This window comes from Psychroserpens luteus (assembly GCF_015319355.1).
Classification (GTDB): domain Bacteria; phylum Bacteroidota; class Bacteroidia; order Flavobacteriales; family Flavobacteriaceae; genus Psychroserpens; species Psychroserpens luteus.
This window is the reverse complement of record NZ_JADILU010000004.1, coordinates 392,580-412,747: the sequence shown is the minus strand read 5'-3', so window position 1 is coordinate 412,747 and position 20,168 is coordinate 392,580. Positions and strand designations below refer to the sequence as shown.

Sequence of the window (20,168 nt, the reverse complement as noted above, 5' to 3'; positions counted from 1 at the left end):
TTGAGATTAATAATGTCAAATATATGCTTGGCAGTTTGTTATGTAGCTAAATGAAATGTAAAAAAAGTGTCAAATTTTTGTGAAACCTTTTAAAATGTGCGAGTTAGGTGGACTCCTGCTTTGTGTTTTAGAAAAACTTATGATTTAATCAACTTGCCATTTTTATATTTTTCAACGGTTAATAAGGTCCCATCTTCAGAAAAAGTTTTCCATATACCGCAACGTGTTTCTTTATACTTAAAATGATATTTTTTCTTGAGTTGACCGTTTGAGTAAAAGATTTTGTGCGTGCCTAAAGAATAGCCATTCCTGAATTTTTCGATACTCCAGAGCGCTCCATCATCATAATAAGATTTCCATGTGCCATGAAGTGAATCAGCTTTGTAGGATCCTATTCTATTAATGTTTCCATTGTCGTGATATGAAATAAATTCCCCAATGTGTATGCCTTTAGGTCCAAATTGTTCTATAAGTTTTAATTGTCCGTTGGGATGATATTCTCTGCGTTCTCCAATATTTGTCGGACTACTATTTTCATCATCTTCAAAATATTCAACGCTTTCTAATTGACCATCGTAATAATAAATTCTAAACTCTCCAATTGGACGTCCATTTTTATAGGTTCCTATTTCTCTTAGTTTTCCGTTGTCATGAAATTCTTTTCTAATACCAGTTCTTTCACCATTTTGGATGTACTCAATGATTTCTATGGTACCACTCTCGTAGTATTCAATGCTCTTTGTAGGTTGGCTTTGACCAAATGAAAGGTTGATAAATAGAAAAGTTACTAAAGTTAATAGGTATCGCATTTAGATTTAGTTTATTAATTTATTCTACTCATTTCAAATTCTCCATTAGAAACTTCTTCTAAATCACCTTCTATAGTTTGTTCTATGAAAATTGTTATTTCCCAATGACCACTTACTGTTTTCTTGTCGTTATCAAAAAAACCTAGATAATGTATATCAGGATGTTGAGATGATTTGTCTAATTGGATCTTCCTGAAGTCGTCTTTATAGTATGAGCAAGGATATTTCATCACGAAGCTTATTTTTTCATCATCAATAAAACCCTTAACCGTTGCTGGTTCGTCAAAAGCATGTCTTGATTCAGCATCAGTTGATGTGCCAATAAATGAATTATCAGTTAGAGTGATTACCATAGTAAACTCAACTTGTTTATACTGCTCAATGATTTCATAACCTTCTAAATAGGTAAAATATCCTTTCCAATGTTGTTTTAGATGTACGGTTTTCATTTACTGTTACTAGAAGGTGTTACATGAAAGTAGTTATATTTTTCACAAAAAAGACAGTATCTAAAGGATTATTCAAGAAATTACTAGGTAGTTTATCTTCTGAAATTTTAACAAACCCATTGTTGATATAAAATGATTGAGCTGCTTTAAACTGTGTCATGGTGCCTAAATAAATTTCCGGAATATGTTTGACTTCACACCAATTAATAACCGTTTCTAGAAGCGATTGAGAAATGCCTTGCGTTTTGCCTCGATACTCTTTTTTAAGCATCATATTTTTTAAAATGGCAAAATTGTTTTCAATATTAATAACTGCAACAGTGCCAATTATTTTAGTATTAATTATGGCAACCCAATAAGCATCTGGAATAATTAGTATCTCATGTGTTGGTTTAGGGAAAATGGAATCCTTAAACTCCATATCAATGTCTTGCATCATAGCATCAATACCATTTTGATGTGCATTTTTGTACGGAATGATTTTGATCATAAGTAAGGGTCTTGTGTTATAGGATTTCCGTAGAAAAATCAAACGAACCAAATTACTGTTGGCTTTGAGTATGTACTAATTTAGCAAAATTAAATGAAATAGAGAATCTATAGATCCTTGGGATTACAACGATTCTTAAGTTGGTTAGCACAAGCAGTTAATTTAAGAAATCCAATCTTCTACAATGGGCCATATTTCTTTTCTTGAGTTTTTAGATTTTAAAATCCGACTGTGATTATAGTTTTCTAAATTTCCATTCTCTTTAGAATAGAAAAGTAGAATGTTCTTTTCGTTTTCAAATGCATTTAAAAACTGTTCACAACCTTCTTTTGGAGCTATAAAACGATCTCCTTTAGCGCAAATTGATAATATTGGAATCTTAATTTGATTCATTTCTTTTAAATAGTCGAAACCATGTTCTCCAATAAAATTCTTTTTTAGATTCCAATCAAACCACTGTTTCATAGTGTGATAACTTTCGTTATGTTCTGTTGAACCCGCAGTTTTTGAAGGCACTTTTCCTAACAATGCAGTTACGTATTTGCTCGCCAAGATTTTTATTCTATTACTTAATTTCTCTCCAGCTCCAAAAGCTTGTACTCCAAAAAAAGTAATACTATTAATTTTTTCATTGTAGTTAGGATTGTTTATTAAACACATTGTTAAAATGATTCCACCACCACTATGAGTCAAACAATCGATGTTTTTTATATTCTGAATTTCAAAAAGAAAATCAAATGTTGATTTGAGGTCAAACTTAGCAATAGTCTCAAAATTAAACTTCTGTTTGGTTTTTGAGCTTTTTCCGTGATTTCGCCATTCCATGATCCAACACGTAAATCCTTTTTCTGCTAAATAAGATGCAATCCCATCACATATTTTTCTGTTTGAAAATGTCCCGTGAGTCAAAAAAATATGTTTATCTAATATTTTTTCAGAGTTTAGTTTCCAAAGCGCAATGGTTTGGTTGTCATCTGTTTTTATATGATAAAGTGCTTCTTTCAGGATTTGATTTTTAAATTACTATGCAAGAATATATGAAGTTATAACTTAAAATTTCCGAAGAAAACATATCAAGATTGATCTTATAATTCTATCAAATTATTATTCACAAAAAAGATAGAATTCACTAAAAACAGTTTCCCGTTTTCCCAAAAACTTCTAAACATCACATTGTCTACCATGTAAATTACACTTCCTCTTCCTATACGTTGCTCGCCAAAAATTAAAGAGTTGTCTAATTTTTTAAGTGCTTCTTGCCCAGCAAAACCAGAAACGTTTTTAGAATTATCACCAAGATAGGCTACGTTGTAACCGTTATCTAATAGGCTATAAGAAGAACTTCCTAGTTTTAAAGTAAAATAGTGATCGTCATAACCAAAAGCCATTGGGTGTGTATTATCAACATCTGTTTTAAAAACAGCTCCTGTGATTAAGTTTTTAGTATTGTCACGTTCTCTATCTGCATATTTAATGGTCTTGTTTTGTTTTTCTTCTTGAGTTGAATCAGCCACATTGCGTTTCAATCCAAAACCATCTTTTCCAGCAAAAGTGTTTAAAGCACCATCAATAGCGATGAGTTTTCCGCCAGCTTGAATCCAGGTTTTAATTTTATCTGTTAGATTTTCATTTAAAAAGCCTCCATAATAACCGTTTGGCATAATCAATACATTATACTTTGATAAGTTGGTGCGAGATAAATTATCTGTATTTATAGATGTCACAGGATAGTGAAGCTGTTGTTCAAAAAAGTGCCATAATGCACCATAACTTAAAGAGGATGTATAATCTCCAGAGAGCATTGCGATTTTTGGCGGATTCACCAACTTAATATCAGGAGATCCAAAATCTGGTCCAGAGGTTGAGAAGCCAGAAGTGATTGCATTTAAAACTCGTGAATGTTCATTTCCTGTAGATACTAATTTATCATCAAAATTGTCTACTTTTTTATTATCACCACGAACAATAATAAGTGAACCACGTTCATAAGTTTGACCTTGAGCAGTAAACGGTTTTTCGGTAAAACGTACTTTGATGCCTTGCTTTAATATGTCACTTAAAAACTGTGCGTCTTGTAAAGAATTCCACTTAAGCACATATCCAGTCGCAGATGTGTTTTTTGTGTTTAGTTGTGGTGTTTTACCAACTGCAGCAGTTGAAACTAAGCTTTTACTAGCCACAGCATCCAAACCATAAGCATAAGGAATATTCCAGGCAGTAATATCATAAGTCAATGAATCGCTTAATTTAGTATTAGGTTCAAATAGTACTTTGACCATTTTGCCTTTAGGTTGGTTGGTGCTCACCACCAAATCTTTTTGTGTTGTGTTTAATTGACCTTGTTTAGAAGATGAATAGTTAAAACCAGTTACTTTTCCGCCTTGAGCAAAACCATAAGAAATCTCATGTTGATCTAATAATTGCGTTAAACTTTCAATTTTGTCTTTATTTCCTTGCAGAACATAACTCTTATATAAAAGCTTCGAGTTATCAAAATACTTACCAAACTCTGTGTTTAATTGCTTTGCATTTTTAGAAGAAATTTCTACCGTAGATAATCCCGAAACTGTATGATGTGTCAATCGATCAATTAAAGTTAATTCATCACCTTCATCATTTAAAATTCCTAATCCAGCACGTCCATGACCACCTTGTTCATACGTCATTCCAATCGCTCCCATATACGTTGGGTAGGTGTCACCATAACTTGGATACAATAAATCAAAACGCTCGCGAGTGAAATATAACCAACCTTCGGCATCAAAATATTTGGCATGGTTTTTTCCAATTTGTGTTTGGAAATCGCGTTGCCAATCGCTAATAATTTCATGAAAAGGTTCGGCAGCAGGAGCAAAATAATAAGGTTCATTAATCCCTTGCTCATGAAAATCGACATGAATATGAGGCATCCATTTGTTGTACACTTTTAATCGCGCTTGCGTTTCTACTTGCGTTGCCCAAGCCCAATCTCTATTTAAATCAAACAAATAATGGTTTGGTCGTCCTCCAGGCCAAGGTTCACTATGTTCGCTAGCTTGTTGGTCAATATCATAAGGCACGCTCGCAGTTTCATTATACCAATTCACGTAACGATCACGACCATCTGGATTAATACAAGGGTCAATAATCACAACCGTATTTTTTAAATAGTCTGCATTCTCTGTGAGCAATTTGTAAATTGTCAACATAGACGCTTCTGTACTCGACGCTTCATTACCATGCACGTTATAACTCAACCATACAATCGCAATATCATTTGTAGTTGATGTGCCTTTTAAAATTCCAGCATTTTTGAGATTGTTTTCTCTTATTTGCTCTAGGTTTTTCATGTTTTCTTCGGAAGAAACAAACGCTAACATCAACTTTCGTCTCTCATTAGTTTCACCATATTGCTCTAATTTTACTTGCTTAGGGAACTGGTTTTCTACATGTTCAAAATAATCAAGAACTTGGTGATGTCTGGAGAATTTGGTTCCAATGTCATAACCTAAAAATTCAGAAGGTGATTGTAGGTTTTGAGCAAAAATTGAGACAGAACAAACGAATGCGAGGATAAAAGCGAATGACTTATTCATAAATTAAAATCTAAATGAGTTGTGATATTGAGTAAAGATAGCAAGTCAATATCAATTAACTAAAATTTAGGACTTAAAAAAAATGAAGAAGCTTATCTTTACGCTAGAATTGAACTATAACTATGCCAACAGACTATATTCCGTTTAGAGAAACCAACTATTTCTCTTCTTTAATATGTGATTATTTAGATGAAAACAACGATTTAAAATCGTTCTATAATCGGTTTCCAAAGCTTGAAAATTTTAAAGCTCAAATTGAAGAAAAGCAAGGTTCTTTTTCTTCGGAAACGAGAACGGTTTTAGTAAAGTCTTTAAAAAACCAATATGCTTCAGTTGATATTTCCGAAGCTACTAAAAACAATATCGATTTATTAAGCGATAATAATACGTTTACAGTTACGACAGGTCACCAACTTAATTTGTTTACTGGGCCACTTTATTTTTTCTATAAAATTATTTCTACCATTAATTTGTGTACGCAGTTAAAAGCAGCATATCCTAATCAAAACTTTGTGCCTATTTATTGGATGGCAACCGAAGATCATGATTTTGAGGAAATCAATTTTTTTAATTTCCGCGGACGAAAAGTACAATGGAATCGTGAAGCTTCTGGAGCTGTTGGAGAATTAGAACTCGACGGATTGGATAAGGTTTTTGAAGTTTTTGCCAGTCAATTAAACAAAACGACTAATGCAGAAACTCTAAAACAATTATTCAAAAACGCTTATTTAGAACATCAAAATTTAACCGATGCCATGTATTATTTGGTTAATGAATTGTTCAAGGATTACGGTTTGGTGATTGTTGATGGTAATGATACCGATTTAAAGCGTTTGTTTTTACCTTATGCAGAAGACGAATTGGTGAATCAAACATCTTTTGATAAAGTATCTCAAGCAAACGAAAAGCTCAATAAACTTTCCGATAAATATAAAATTCAAGTCAATCCAAGAGAGATTAATTTGTTCTACATCACAAAAGATGTAAGAGAGCGCATTGTAGAAACCAACGGAATTTACAAAGTTCTAAACACAAAGATGTCTTGGAGCAAGAGTGAGATACAAAAAGAGCTCGTAGAGCACCCTGAACGTTTTTCTCCTAATGTGATTATGCGACCTTTATTTCAAGAAGTGATTTTGCCAAACCTCTGTTACATTGGAGGAGGAGGAGAGTTAGCGTATTGGCTACAACTCAAATCTAATTTTGAAGCGCAAAACGTTGTGTTTCCTATGTTATTACTTCGGAATTCAGTTTTGATGATGACCGATAAGCAAAAAGAAAAACTCGATAAATTAGAAGTTTCAATCAGTGATTTATTTTTAAAACAGAATCAACTGCGAACTAAAGTTACCAAGCAAGTTTCTAAAATAGATATAGATTTTTCGTCGCAAAAAGCACATTTAGAACAACAATTTAAAGATTTATATAAAATCGCAGAGCAAACAGATGAATCCTTTGTTGGTGCTGTTAAAGCTCAGGAAGTTAAGCAAATCAACGGACTCGAAAACCTTGAAAGCAGATTACTAAAAGCACAAAAACGAAAGTTGAGTGATTATTTAGAACGTGTCACAATATTACAAGATGATTTATTTCCTCGTCAAAGTTTACAAGAACGTAATATGAATTTCTCTGAGTTTTATTTAGAATATGGCGATGCGCTTATTCCGAAGTTAATAGAAACTTTAGAACCTTTAAAAGGTGAGTTTTTAGTGTTAACAATTTAGTGTAAAAATTGTTGGATTCTAGTTTTAATTTTGGATGCAATTATTACTTTTGCACATGCAACACAACAAAGTCCTTATTTTAGATTTCGGTTCGCAATACACACAACTTATTGCACGTCGCGTTAGAGAGTTAAACATCTATTGCGAAATTCATCCATTCAACAAAATTCCTGTAGATTCTGAGAGTTTTAAAGCTGTCATTCTTTCTGGTAGCCCAAATTCGGTTAGAGGAGAAGATGTTTTACATCCAGACCTTACCCAAATTCGAGGTAAAAAACCAATGCTCGCTGTTTGTTATGGCGCTCAGTATTTGGCACATTTTTCTGGAGGTAAAGTAGCAGAATCTAACACCAGAGAATATGGTAGAGCTAATTTGAGTTTTGTAAAACAAGACGAAGATTTCTTTACAGGTATTTCTAAAGGAAGTCAGGTTTGGATGAGTCATAGTGATACCATCAAACAATTACCAACTAACGGAGTTTTATTAGCAAGTACGCATGATGTAGAAAATGCAGCTTTTAAAATTGAAGGCGAAAAAACGTATGCAATTCAATTTCATCCAGAAGTATATCACTCTACAGATGGGAAACAATTATTAGAAAATTTCTTAGTACATATCGCTCAATTAGATCAAGATTGGACACCAGATTCGTTTGTTGATGAAACGGTAGAAGCACTTAAAGCACAATTAGGAAACGATAAAGTCGTTTTAGGATTGTCTGGAGGTGTAGATTCATCTGTTGCAGCCATATTATTACATAAAGCCATAGGGAAAAACCTATACTGTATTTTCGTAAATAATGGTTTACTTCGTAAAAACGAATACTCAAGTGTACTTGAGCAATACGAAGGCATGGGACTTAACGTTAAAGGTGTTGATGCTTCGGCACGCTTTTTGGATGCTTTGAAAGATGTTAGCGATCCTGAGTTGAAAAGAAAAGCGATAGGTAACGCGTTCATTGAAGTTTTTGATGATGAAGCACATCTTATAGAAGATGTAAAATGGTTAGCTCAAGGTACTATTTATCCTGATGTTATAGAAAGTGTATCTGCAACAGGAGGACCAAGTGCAACAATTAAAAGTCATCATAATGTTGGAGGATTGCCAGATTATATGAAATTGAAAATAGTAGAACCTTTAAGAGCGTTGTTTAAAGACGAAGTTCGTCGTGTAGGTGCTTCTATGGGAATGGATAAAGATATTTTAGGTCGTCATCCTTTTCCTGGACCAGGATTAGCAATTAGAATTTTGGGAGATATCACTCCTGAAAAAGTTCGTATATTACAAGAGGTTGATGCTGTTTTTATTGACAATTTAAAATCTTGGAATTTATACGATAAAGTTTGGCAAGCAGGAGCCATGTTGCTTCCTGTGAATAGTGTAGGAGTGATGGGAGACGAAAGAACCTACGAAAAATGTGTCGCGTTAAGAGCAGTAGAAAGTACAGATGGAATGACTGCCGATTGGGTTAACCTTCCGTATGAATTTTTGCAAAAAACCTCAAACGAGATTATAAATAAAGTAAAAGGTGTAAATCGTGTGGTGTATGATATAAGTTCAAAACCACCAGCAACTATTGAATGGGAATAATATTCCTGCGAAAGCGGAAATCTTATAGTTGAAAAAGTAAAACCTTAGGCTAAAAAAAATCAGTCCTGACTTCGGTTGGGGAAATTAAATCAATCCTTTTTCACTTCGGAAGCTAAGTGAAAGAATGAAAGTAGAGAATTAGAAAACTAAAAACTAAGCTGTTAATAGCTTTCAAAATATTAGGTAATTAAAATTTCCGAAGAAAAGGGAATTCAGTAATAAATATATAAATGAAAAAACTCATTCTCATTATTGTTGTTTTGTTTTGCAGCTTATCTGTTGCAGCTCAAGGTTATAAAACGCACAAGGTTAAAAAAGGTGAAACTATAGAAAGTATTGCTAAGTCATATTTGGTCACACCTTTTGATATTTATGCGCTTAATCCAGATGCAAAAGCAACATTACAGCCAGATATGGTTCTTATAATACCTACAACAAGAGTTAAGAATGATCCTATTAAAGAGTCTGTTAAAGAGGTTGTTGGGTTTAAAAACCATAGGGTGAAGCGAAAGGAAACTTTATATAGTATTTCTAAAGATTATAATATTGAGATTGAAGATATTAAAAAGTATAATACAAGATTATATTCTGAAAACTTACGTAAAGGTGATAAGATTAAGATTCCTAAATTTAAAACAATTAACAGTCAGGTATCTTTAAATAATACTGTAAAAAAGTATACCGTTTTACCAAAAGAAGGTAAATGGAGAGTGGCTTATAAATTTGGGATTACTGTACCACAATTAGAAGCATTAAATCCTGGTCTTGAAGAAGTACTTCAACCAGGTGATGAAGTAAATGTACCAAATATTAGTAATAACGAAGAGAAAGCTGTAGAAGAAAATTACAGTTATTACACGGTTTTAAAAAGTGAAGGTTACATGGCACTTGATAGAAAATTAGGTGTAAGCCAAGAGCAATTAGAGACTTTGAATCCTGGATTGAAAGAAACCGGACTCAAATTAGGCATGGTTTTAAAAGTGCCTGCAGATGTTAAAATTGCAACTAATGTAGAAGATTTAGTAAACACAAATTTATCAAATAATCTTAAAAATCTGAATGTTAAAAAAATAGCGTTAATGCTGCCTTATCGTACAGATAGAATTGATGTTGATCAAGTGGAAGAAACTAAAAAAGCAATTAGAAAAGATGCATTATTATCTATCTCATTAGATTTTCATGCAGGAGCATTGATGGCAATAGACTCTGCCAAACGTTTAGGGATTTCTACAAATCTAAAAGTGTATGATACGAGAAATCAATTAGCTGAGGTTTCTAATATTTTAAGTTCAAATGATTTTTCTGAGTATGATGCAGTTATTGGACCATTAGTTCCAAAAAATTTAGATCGTGTCGCATCAGAATTAAAAAGAGATCACATTCCTGTTATTTCGCCATTTTCAATGCCTACGACGTTGTATGATAATGTGTTTCAAAGTGTGCCTTCAAGTGATTTGTTGGAAGATACCATCATAAATTTCGTGAAATCAGATTCACTGCCTAAGCATATGGTCGTTATTTCAGATTCAAAACACAAGCGTATCAGTGATAAGTTAAAAACTGAATTTCCATCAGCAAAACAAATCTATTCTAGAAAAGATAAAAAAGGGAAAGAAGCCTATTTTATATATCAAACAGATTTAGAAAATGTCTTTAAAAACGGAAAAAACATTGTGTTTTTAGAAACTGATAATGAAGGTTTTGCTTCAAACGTTATTAGTGTGATCAACGGTTTGATTTCTAATGGCAAAGAGATTATTTTGTTTACAACAGATAAAAACAGAGCTTTTGAAGGTAGAGAGATTTCTAATTACCATTTATCAAACTTAAAGTTTCATTATCCGTCAGTTAATAAAACAGCAGATATTGGTTCATCAAAAAATGCATTTATCAAAGCTTATAGACGTGAGTATAACGTGAGCCCAAATAAATATGCGGTAAGAGGGTTTGATTTAACACTAGATCTATTGTTGCGTCTTGCTAGTGAAGATGATTTGTATAAAGCCTCTTCTAGCGATATTGAAACAGAGTACGTAGAGAATAAATTTAGATATACTAAAAAGATGTTTGGAGGCTATTATAATGAAGCCGTTTACGTTGTGAAGTATAATGACTTAATAATCGTAGAAGCAAAATAATGACCTCAAAAGTAACTTACTTAGGTAATTTAAGAACAGAAAGTGTTCACCTAAAATCTAATAATTCATTCCTAACAGATGCACCTGTAGACAATAATGGTAAAGGAGAAGCGTTTTCACCTACAGATACTGTTGCTACAGGGTTAGCAAGTTGTATGATTACCGTTATGGGAATCAAAGCCAACGATATGGGAGTTGATATGAAAGGAACCACTGCTCATGTCACCAAAACGATGGCGAGTGATCCCAGACGAATTTCTAAAATAGAAGTGGTTTTGGACTTTCCTTTTGAGGCAGACGCAAAAACTCGTAAAATTTTAGAACGTATCGCAACTACTTGTCCTGTGCATTACAGTTTACATCCAGATATCGAAAAAGATATCACGTTTAACTGGACGAATTCCAATTAAACCTTAAAATAACGTATATAAATTGTTTCTTTTTAGTTGATTCATCGTTTGAAAATAGAACCGTAGCTAAGGCTATGCTTAGATTTTTAGCCTCGACTAAACTAAAAATAATTCAATTTATTAATACATCATTCTAAAATTTAACTGGAAATAATGCAAACTAAATGTTACCTCGACTATTAATTATTTTTTTATTTCTTCTGAAACCTGCCATAACGGAAGAGGTCACCATTTCATGGAGTGATAGCAAAAAACTAAGTTGGGCAGATTTTAAAGGTGAAGCAGAACGAGATACAGATGTTGTTGCTGTTACAGCTTCTGGAATTACATTTTCGTTTTCTGTAAGTCAGTCTAATGGTGAGTATGTTGATTTTAATGCAGAAGTCCATGCGCATTTCTATCCGGAAAAATCATGGTACCTCAAAGACAAAGGTGATGATCATATTTTAGCACATGAGCAACTTCATTTTGACATTACAGAGCTTCAAGTAAGGCAATTACGTTATAAAATCTCAAGAGTAAAAGTGTCTAAAAATATTAAACAAGAACTTAGAGATTTACATGAGCAAGCCAATAAGAATCTAGCAATTATGCAAAATACTTATGATACTCAAAGTAATAATTCAATAAACAAGGAGCAACAAGCTATTTGGTCTAAATTTGTAAAAACTGAATTAGATAAATACAAAGACTTTAAATCGCATTAAAATTCTTTGTCATTTTGATGAGAAATCTTTGAAATCTTACGATTTGAGATTCCTCTTCATTGCATTCATTCGGAATGACATGAGTTAATCATATGACTTTACAACTAAACAATTAGATTTTTCCCAAATGATGGTTCAACCAGACAAAAATTTCCTCATAAAACTCGCACACACCAAAATGCCATTTGGTAAATATGAAGGTCGTTACCTCATTGATTTACCAGAGTATTATGTGGTTTGGTATCACAATAAAGGATTTCCGAAGGGAAAATTAGGAGATATGCTGACTCAGGTTTATGAGTTGAAATTGAATGGTTTGGAGTATTTGATTCGGGATATCCAGAAGCGATATCCAAAACAATAATACTCTAAAAGGTTCCTGATTTAGGAAATGAGTCAAACTGTTTACCGATAAAAGACACTAATATTCGACGATCTGCTCAACTTTGTAGTGTTAATCCAAATCTCTCATTATGTTTGAAATTTCAATCGGTATTATTTTAGGTCTTATATGTTTTATGTTTATTAAAGTTTTGATGAAGGATGCTCTCACTGCTGAAATAGAATCTCGAAAAGTGATAAATAAAGTTAAGAAGTTAAATCATTCTCAAAGACAGTTCTCTCAAAGACAATTTAAGTCGTTCAGTAAGAAAGGTGTAAATTCATTACAATGATGAACACTAAAAGGATTGAGTGATAAGACTTGTTAAATGATTGGTTATAGATTTTGATGTTTTGTTTAACGTGTGCGTGTATTACTTAGTTGCGTGGTTAAGCAACTAAGTTAGCAAACTTTCACGAACCTGTGAATATTCCGCAGGAATATTCGCAAGTAGAGCAGAAATAAAGCAATTACTTATACACATTGTTGGCAATAGTTATTTTAATATTTGACGATGGTTTTGAAGTTCTTTTCCTGAAATTCCACCATATAAAAAATCAGTTATTCTAAATTCAGTATTTTTATTTTTATAAAACAAGTTATCAGTTCCGTTATTTTCTTTTAACTCATCAAAACTAGCAACGCTTTCTGGAATAGCTAATACATCATTTAAAATCATTCCATTTTTATAAAAATAAATAAAAGTCCAATGTCTATCTCGGTCTAACCAATCCATATGATTTTCAAGTTTCCTGCCTAAAAATATGTCATATTCCTTATCTATTTGATGAAATTTAGAGCAAGGATAGTTTTCATAAGAACCACGATAACCAATCTCTAAACTATCCCATTCAAAACAATTAATCTGTTTAGAAAAGTTAATTTTTTTAGTAGATTCTTTCAGAATTGAAATTTGCAATTTCTTAAAACAAGAGGTGTCAGCAATATGTTTTTCATTGCAAACATTGCAGCTCAAAATAAGAAATAAAATTCCAAAACACAGTTTTTTCATAATTATTGCCAACGGTTAGCTCTGATAAAAAATCGTTTCAATGTTTTTTATCAATCGTTAGACGAAGTACGACTATTTTTTTGACAAAGTCAAGTCCAAAACAGCTTCCAAACTGCACGTTTTTAATATTATAAACAAACCTAAAAACAATACAACAATAACTATTTAAATTTTGTAAATTTGCCTGCGTTTAACAACGCAACATGAACACTACAAAATACATATTTGTAACAGGAGGAGTTACTTCCTCTTTGGGAAAAGGAATTATAGCAGCTTCATTGGCTAAATTGCTTCAAGCTCAAGGTTATAGAACGACTATCCAAAAATTAGACCCTTACATTAATATTGATCCAGGAACTTTAAATCCTTATGAGCATGGTGAATGCTATGTGACAGATGATGGCGCAGAAACAGATTTAGATCTTGGTCATTATGAACGTTTTTTAAATGTACCAACGAGTCAGTCTAATAACGTAACCACTGGTCGTATATATCAAAGCGTCATTGACAAGGAACGTCGTGGTGAGTTTTTAGGTAAAACAGTACAGGTGATTCCTCATATTACAGACGAGATTAAACATCGTGTACAAATATTGGGTAACTCTGGCGATTATGATATTGTCATCACAGAAATTGGAGGAACTGTAGGTGATATTGAATCACTACCTTATATAGAAGCAGTAAGACAATTAAAATGGGATCTTGGAGAGCATAATGCTATCGTGATTCATTTAACATTAGTTCCTTACTTATCTGCAGCAGGAGAATTAAAAACAAAGCCAACCCAACACAGTGTTAAAACTTTGATGGAAAGTGGTGTTATGGCAGATGTATTAGTGTGTCGTACAGAGCATGAACTTCCTGCAGAATTACGTGATAAACTTGCTAAATTTTGTAACGTACGTCCAGAAGCGGTCATACAATCTATTGATGCGTCTACAATTTATGACGTACCTAATTTAATGTTAGAGCAAGGTTTAGATACAGTGGTCTTAAAAAAGTTAGAGTTAAAAAGTGCAAAACCAGATCTAACACAATGGAATCAGTTTTTATCACGTCATAAAAATCCAAAAGGAGAAGTGACGATTGGTTTAATTGGTAAATATGTAGAACTTCAAGATTCTTACAAATCTATATTAGAATCATTTATTCATGCAGGAGCAGAGAATGAAGTTAAAGTCAATGTAGAGTCTATCCATTCTGAATATATAACGAAAGAAAATGCAGCGAAAAAGTTACAACACTTACATGGTGTTTTAGTAGCTCCAGGTTTTGGAGAGCGTGGTATTGAAGGTAAAATTGAAGCAGTGCGTTATGTTCGTGAACATAATATTCCGTTTTTAGGGATTTGTTTAGGTATGCAAATGGCAGTGATTGAATATTCTAGAAACGTGCTTGGATTAGCAAATGCTAATTCTACCGAAATGGATGAGAACACACCAGATCCTGTAATTAATCTTATGGAATCACAAAAAACCATTATTAATAAAGGAGGTACAATGAGACTTGGTGCTTGGGATTGTCATTTAATAGATGGTAGTTTAGCCAAGGATATTTATAAAACTGCTGACATAAAAGAACGTCACAGACATCGTTACGAATTTAACAACTCGTACAAACAACAAATTGAAGATGCTGGTATGAAAGCAACAGGTTTAAATCCTGAAACTGGCTTGGTAGAAATCGTTGAAATCCCAGCAAACAATTGGTTTGTTGGTGTACAGTACCATCCAGAATATAAGAGTACGGTTTCTAACCCACATCCATTATTTGTGTCTTTTGTAAAGGCAGCATTAGAGTATAAAACAAACAACAAAAGTGTCAGTATGGCACAGAAATAATATTGGATAGCTTTTTGATGAGCTGTTTGGGTCCTCTCCTTTTAAAGGAGAGGTGTCCGCTTTTTTTGCGGACGGAGTGGTTAAAATTATAAAGAACAATTTTTTGAATAACGAATTACATAATAGGACGTATTTAAAAGAGTTCAGAAAAGAATTAAGAAATAACCCAACCAAAGCAGAAAGTCAACTTTGGAAAATGCTTAGAAAAAGTCAATTAGAGAATACAAAATTTAGAAGACAACAGAGCATTGATAATTATATAGTTGATTTTTATTGTCCGAGTAAAAAATTAATAATAGAATTAGATGGAGAAGTTCATAACAACTTCATCAATAGTGAATATGATTTTAAAAGAACTAACGATTTAAACAAGCTAGGATATCGTGTTATCAGATTTGAAAATAAAGCAGTTTTCGAAAATTTAGATATGGTATTAGAAGCAATTAAAACTAAACTAAAACAATAACCACCTCTTAATCTCCTCCTTCAAAAGGAGGAGAAACTCATAAACTAAACAATGGAAGAAAAAAAATTCGACGTAAAATCGATTATAGGATTTGTTCTTATCTTCGGAATACTAATCTTCATGATGTGGAAAAATCAACCCACTCCTGAAGAATTAGCAGAACAAGAGAAGCAAGAGCAAATTGAAGCAGGTAAAAAAGCAGAAACCAAGCAAACTAAAGACACTAAAGTTGTTGCTGCCGAAGATTTTACAGCACCAAAGCCAGGAGATTCTTTAAAATTAGAAGCGTTAAAAAATAAACTAGGATCGTTTGCGTTTTCATCAACGCTTCCATCTGCAACAGATACTTTTACAACTGTACAAACAGATGTACTGGATTTAAAATTTAGTAATAAGGGTGGATTTCTTTCCGAAGTCATTCTGAAAAAATTTGTTGATTACGATTCTGTTCCAATTGCATTAATTGAAGATGGTAATGAGTTTTTTAATATTACGTTACCAACAACAGACAATAGAATACTAAATACTCAGGATAAATATTTTGAACCTACTGTAACCAAAAACGGTGATAATACAGTTGTTTCGATGAAATTTAAAGCATCTAACACTCAGTATTTAGAATATCGTTATGAGTTAAAGCCAGACGATTACATGATAGATTTTTCTATTAGTTCTCAAGGTTTAAACACTGTTGTTAATAGTTCTCAAGCTATAGATTTAGATTGGAAATTAAAAACTTATCGTCATGATCAAAGTGTGAGTTATGAGAATCGTTACACACGATTAACCTACATGTATGAAGGTGATAAGATTGATAAGTTAGCGCAAGCAGGAGAAGATGAAGAGGTTATTGATGATGCGCGTTGGTTATCTTATAGACAACACTTTTTTAGTACAATTCTTGTTGCAGAAAATCCAATTAAAAATGCAAGAATTTCTACTGTAGATTTAGTTGAAGACGAAGAAATAGATACTATTTTCACTAAAGAATTTGCATCTAAATTACCATTAACGTTTACCAATGGAGAGGCAACAAATAATTTCAAACTTTACTTTGGACCAACAGATAGTAAGGTCTTAAAGAATTATGATTACCACTTAGAAGAAAGTATCCCATTTGGTTGGGGGATTTTTGGATGGATTAATAAGCATTTGTTTATTCCTCTATTTGGTTTCTTAAGTGGATTCTTACCTTATGGTATTGCTATTATTGTAATGACTATTTTAATAAAATTAGTGATGTCATTTGTACAATACAAGCAGTTTTTATCTCAAGCAAAAATGAAGGTTTTAAAACCTGAGTTAGATGCCATTAGAGAGAAGCATAAAGACAATAAAATGAAGGCGCAACAAGAAACAATGGCACTTCAAAATAAAGCAGGCGCAAGTCCGTTAGCTGGTTGTTTACCTGGTTTGATTCAATTGCCAGTGTTTTACGCTTTGTTTATGTTTTTTCCAACAGCTTTTGCTTTACGTCAAAAAAGTTTCCTTTGGGCAGACGATTTATCATCATATGATGTCATTGCTCAGCTTCCGTTTAACATTCCATTATATGGTAGTCACGTAAGTTTATTTCCAATTTTGGCAGCTATCGCGATTTTCTTTTATATGAAAATGACGACAGGTCAACAAATGGCATCACAACCAACGCAAGAAGGGATGCCAGATATGGGTAAAATGATGAAGTACATGATTTACTTCTCTCCAATTTTAATGTTGATTTTCTTTAACAAATATGCCTCAGGATTGAGTTTGTACTACTTTATTTCTAACCTTATTAGTATTGGAATTATGTTAGTTATTAAGAATTTTATTCTAGATGAAGATAAGATTCATGCACAGATTCAAGTGAATAAGACAAAGCCTAAGAAACAAAATAAGTTTCAAAAGAAAATGGCAAGTATGATGGAGCAAGCTGAAGAGCAAAAGCAATCACAGCAAAAGAGAAAGAAATAGTATTCTTTTATTAATTATAGATACAAAGAGCCTTTAGATTATTCTAAAGGCTCTTTTGATTTTTATAACTTCGGAAATATCAACTACTCACCAAATGCGTTATTTTAAATGAGGTTTTGATAAGCTGGTTACCATAATTAATGTTGGAGTAGGTTGCTATTATTGACAGAAGCGTTTTTAACTGGTGTTACATTTCCGAAGAAAAGGGAATAATACAATTAGGTCACAAAAAAAAGCCTTCAGATTAAATAATCTAAAGGCTTTTAATATTAAGTTCAATACAATCTACATTATGCTATTAATCTAATTTTAATGAACTTATGATTTATTTAGTCTATTGACGGTAACATCACTTTGTTTAAAACGTGAATCACACCATTACCAGCTTGTACATCAACTGCAACAATACCAATATCTGTATTTCCTGCACCATCGGTTACATCTGCAATATTACTTCCTGTTCCAGGTAAGTTGATAGTGATTGCTTGTCCGTTTAACATGGTTGGTGAAATTCCATCTGTTAAATCACCAGACGTCACGTTAGCATCACCTAAAACGTGGTGTAACAATACTTGAGTTAATACATCTTCTGCAGGAATTGCATCTAGTGCATCAAAAGCATCATTTGTTGGAGCAAATACTGTAAAAGGTGCTGGACTTGTTCCGTTTGCTGTAGATAAAGTTGCTACAAAATCTGTAGCAGGCGTTAACGTTGTTAATGCTGTAACTAACGTTGAAAAGTTTGGATCTGCAGTTGCAAATGTCACTACTGTTGGGATGTCAATAACTGCATCTACTGCGTGAATAATTCCGTTTGTTCCAATAACATCTGCAGTTGCTACAGATGAAACTCCATTGAAACGTACACCATTATCAACATTAGAATATAAGCTTATTGCATTATCTCCAGGTCCAGAAGCAGATGTGTTTGTATATGTGTTTCCTAATCCAACTAAATCTGTAGAAGTTACTGCTCCACTAAGCACATGGTTTAGTAAAATATTTGATAAAGCATCTGTTGGGACATCTCCTAGAGGAGTTCCGTCTAAAAAGGTAGCAAAAGCAGCATTGTCTGGTGCTAATACTGTAAAAGGTCCAGTGCCACTTAGTACATTTACTAAATCACCATCTGCAGCGCCTAGAGCAGCAACTAAATTACTAAACTCTGGATTTGCGACAGCATGATTTACTATACTTGGTAATCCAATTACTGCGTCTACGATGTGAACTGTACCGTTAGAGGTATCAACATCTGCTGTAGTTACGCTTGATACATCATTAAAACTTACGCCATTACTTGTATTAAAATAAATACTCATTGCGTTTCCTCCTGCTCCTGTAGCATTAGTACTTGTGTAACCAGATCCTAAAGCGACTAAGTCTGTTGATGATAAATCATCAGAAATAACATGATTTAGTAAAATTTGAGATAATACATCTGTAGGTACTGCATCTAAATTAGCAAAGCCATTATCACTTAAAAAAGTTGCTAAAGCTTCGTTTGTTGGTGCAAGTACAGTAAATGGACCATTACCATTTAATACATTTACTAAATCACCATCTGCAGCTTGTAATGCAGCCACTAAACTAGATAAGTCTGATGTTGCTATTGCGGTTTCAACAATATTTAATTCTTGTGGAGTAGTCGTGATTCCATTGTCATCATCGTTATTACAAGATGTAATTACCAGAGCTAATAAAAATAACGGTAGAAATTTGATTGTTTTTGAAATAATTTTCATTTTTTTGAGTTTTATTGTTCAACATTTTTCTATAAAAATATATTTTGTTCAACAAATTTACATAATGATTAAACAAAACTAAATGAAACGTTATTTTTTTATATATATTTTAACAATTTGTGCTTTAAGCACTTATGCGCAAGAGTCTATTAATCAGTTTGATAATGGAGGTAAACGACATGGTGTCTGGAAAAAACACTTTGATAAGACCAAACAATTAAGATACGAAGGTCAATTTGAACATGGCAAAGAAATAGATACATTTAAGTTTTATACGCTTAATAGAGGAGCAAGTGTTTTAAGCGCAACTAAAATATTCAATAAAGATAATAATAAGGCTCAAGTACAATTTTTATCATCTAAAGGGAAATTGATTAGTGAAGGCGAAATGAATGGAAAGCTTTACACCGGAAAATGGATTTATTACCATAATAAGTTTAAGTCTATCATGTCAACAGAGTTTTATAATGATAACGGAAAACTAGAAGGTGAGAAACTTGTGTTTTATCCGGATGGAACAACTGCAGAAACAGCAAATTATATTAATGGTAAACTCAGTGGTATCTCAATTTGGTATGCAAAAAACGGAAAAGTTTTAAAAGAGTTTACGTATGAAAATGATGAGTTACATGGTGTTTGTAAATATTATGATTCGTCTGGAAATCTGGAAGCAGAAGGCAGCTACAGAAAAGATCTAAAACATGGCATTTGGAAATATTACGAAAATGGAAAACTTGTTAAAACAACAGATCATACCAAGAGAAGTAAAAATCCAAATAAACAATAGTTAAAACTTATACAATACATAGTTAATTATAATAGCAACAGCGCATCTGTTGCTATTTTTATTTCTTAATTTTGCAGGATGAAATGTCA

Annotated in this window: 17 protein-coding genes; 10 read left to right on the top strand and 7 right to left on the bottom strand. The window is 32.7% G+C overall.

All coding sequences use genetic code 11. The annotated features are described in order from the left end of the window. Positions 1–137 precede the first annotated feature (137 nt). The 5 genes from IM744_RS11720 to IM744_RS11700 form a co-directional block, all read right to left on the bottom strand. Positions 138–809 carry a toxin-antitoxin system YwqK family antitoxin gene (locus IM744_RS11720; protein WP_194508327.1) on the bottom strand — a complete coding sequence of 224 codons (672 nt, stop codon included), beginning with the start codon at positions 807–809 and terminating at the stop codon, positions 138–140. Positions 810–823: 14 nt separating this feature from the next. After that, positions 824–1,258 carry a hypothetical protein gene (locus IM744_RS11715; RefSeq protein WP_194508326.1) on the bottom strand — a complete coding sequence of 145 codons (435 nt, stop codon included), beginning with the start codon at positions 1,256–1,258 and terminating at the stop codon, positions 824–826. A 19-nt stretch (positions 1,259–1,277) separates the two neighbouring features. Beyond that, positions 1,278–1,748, bottom strand: a complete 471-nt coding sequence (locus tag IM744_RS11710; protein WP_206694486.1) for a GNAT family N-acetyltransferase — start codon at positions 1,746–1,748, stop codon at positions 1,278–1,280. 162 nt (positions 1,749–1,910) lie between these two features. Further along, positions 1,911–2,657: an alpha/beta fold hydrolase gene (locus tag IM744_RS11705; RefSeq protein ID WP_206694485.1), complete on the bottom strand. Its 747-nt coding sequence runs from the start codon at positions 2,655–2,657 to the stop codon at positions 1,911–1,913. Positions 2,658–2,833: 176 nt separating this feature from the next. After that, positions 2,834–5,323 carry a M14 family metallopeptidase gene (locus tag IM744_RS11700; RefSeq protein ID WP_194508325.1) on the bottom strand — a complete coding sequence of 830 codons (2,490 nt, stop codon included), beginning with the start codon at positions 5,321–5,323 and terminating at the stop codon, positions 2,834–2,836. 122 nt (positions 5,324–5,445) lie between these two features. Here IM744_RS11700 and bshC point away from each other — a divergent pair, with 122 nt between their 5' ends. The 6 genes from bshC to IM744_RS11670 all read left to right on the top strand — a co-directional run bounded on the left by bshC (position 5,446) and on the right by IM744_RS11670 (position 12,257). After that, on the top strand, positions 5,446–7,047 hold the full coding sequence (bshC, locus tag IM744_RS11695) for a bacillithiol biosynthesis cysteine-adding enzyme BshC (protein ID WP_194508324.1): 1,602 nt from the start codon (positions 5,446–5,448) through the stop codon (positions 7,045–7,047). 55 nt (positions 7,048–7,102) lie between these two features. Next, positions 7,103–8,638, top strand: coding sequence for a glutamine-hydrolyzing GMP synthase (guaA, locus tag IM744_RS11690; RefSeq protein ID WP_194508323.1), 1,536 nt, complete (start codon positions 7,103–7,105; stop codon positions 8,636–8,638). Between the two features lie 230 nt (positions 8,639–8,868). Continuing rightward, positions 8,869–10,776 carry a PBP1 and LysM peptidoglycan-binding domain-containing protein gene (locus IM744_RS11685; protein ID WP_194508322.1) on the top strand — a complete coding sequence of 636 codons (1,908 nt, stop codon included), beginning with the start codon at positions 8,869–8,871 and terminating at the stop codon, positions 10,774–10,776. After that, on the top strand, positions 10,776–11,186 hold the full coding sequence (locus tag IM744_RS11680; protein ID WP_194508321.1) for an OsmC family protein: 411 nt from the start codon (positions 10,776–10,778) through the stop codon (positions 11,184–11,186). Before IM744_RS11685 ends, IM744_RS11680 begins: the two co-directional genes overlap by 1 nt. Positions 11,187–11,350: 164 nt before the next feature. Beyond that, positions 11,351–11,893 (top strand): DUF922 domain-containing protein, encoded by a 543-nt coding sequence (locus tag IM744_RS11675; protein ID WP_241738322.1) that lies wholly within the window; start codon positions 11,351–11,353, stop codon positions 11,891–11,893. Positions 11,894–12,023: 130 nt separating this feature from the next. After that, positions 12,024–12,257: a DUF3820 family protein gene (locus tag IM744_RS11670; RefSeq protein WP_194508424.1), complete on the top strand. Its 234-nt coding sequence runs from the start codon at positions 12,024–12,026 to the stop codon at positions 12,255–12,257. Positions 12,258–12,771: 514 nt separating this feature from the next. Here IM744_RS11670 and IM744_RS11665 read toward each other — a convergent pair. Further along, positions 12,772–13,287 carry a hypothetical protein gene (locus IM744_RS11665; RefSeq protein ID WP_194508320.1) on the bottom strand — a complete coding sequence of 172 codons (516 nt, stop codon included), beginning with the start codon at positions 13,285–13,287 and terminating at the stop codon, positions 12,772–12,774. Positions 13,288–13,490: 203 nt separating this feature from the next. Between IM744_RS11665 and IM744_RS11660 the strand changes: the two genes are divergently transcribed. The 3 genes from IM744_RS11660 to yidC all read left to right on the top strand — a co-directional run bounded on the left by IM744_RS11660 (position 13,491) and on the right by yidC (position 17,550). Further along, entirely contained in the window at positions 13,491–15,128 is a 1,638-nt protein-coding gene (locus tag IM744_RS11660) for a CTP synthase (protein ID WP_194508319.1), read from the top strand. 103 nt (positions 15,129–15,231) lie between these two features. Next, the gene (locus IM744_RS11655; protein ID WP_194508318.1) at positions 15,232–15,594 is read left to right on the top strand and encodes an endonuclease domain-containing protein; all 363 of its coding nucleotides are present in this window, start codon (positions 15,232–15,234) and stop codon (positions 15,592–15,594) included. Positions 15,595–15,645: 51 nt separating this feature from the next. Next, positions 15,646–17,550, top strand: a complete 1,905-nt coding sequence (gene yidC / locus IM744_RS11650; protein ID WP_194508317.1) for a membrane protein insertase YidC — start codon at positions 15,646–15,648, stop codon at positions 17,548–17,550. A 329-nt stretch (positions 17,551–17,879) separates the two neighbouring features. Here the strand turns inward: yidC and IM744_RS11645 are convergent, their stop codons facing one another. Beyond that, positions 17,880–19,292 carry a fasciclin domain-containing protein gene (locus IM744_RS11645; RefSeq protein ID WP_194508316.1) on the bottom strand — a complete coding sequence of 471 codons (1,413 nt, stop codon included), beginning with the start codon at positions 19,290–19,292 and terminating at the stop codon, positions 17,880–17,882. An 82-nt stretch (positions 19,293–19,374) separates the two neighbouring features. Between IM744_RS11645 and IM744_RS11640 the strand changes: the two genes are divergently transcribed. Then, the gene (locus tag IM744_RS11640) at positions 19,375–20,079 is read left to right on the top strand and encodes a toxin-antitoxin system YwqK family antitoxin (RefSeq protein ID WP_194508315.1); all 705 of its coding nucleotides are present in this window, start codon (positions 19,375–19,377) and stop codon (positions 20,077–20,079) included. Positions 20,080–20,168: the final 89 nt, after the last annotated feature.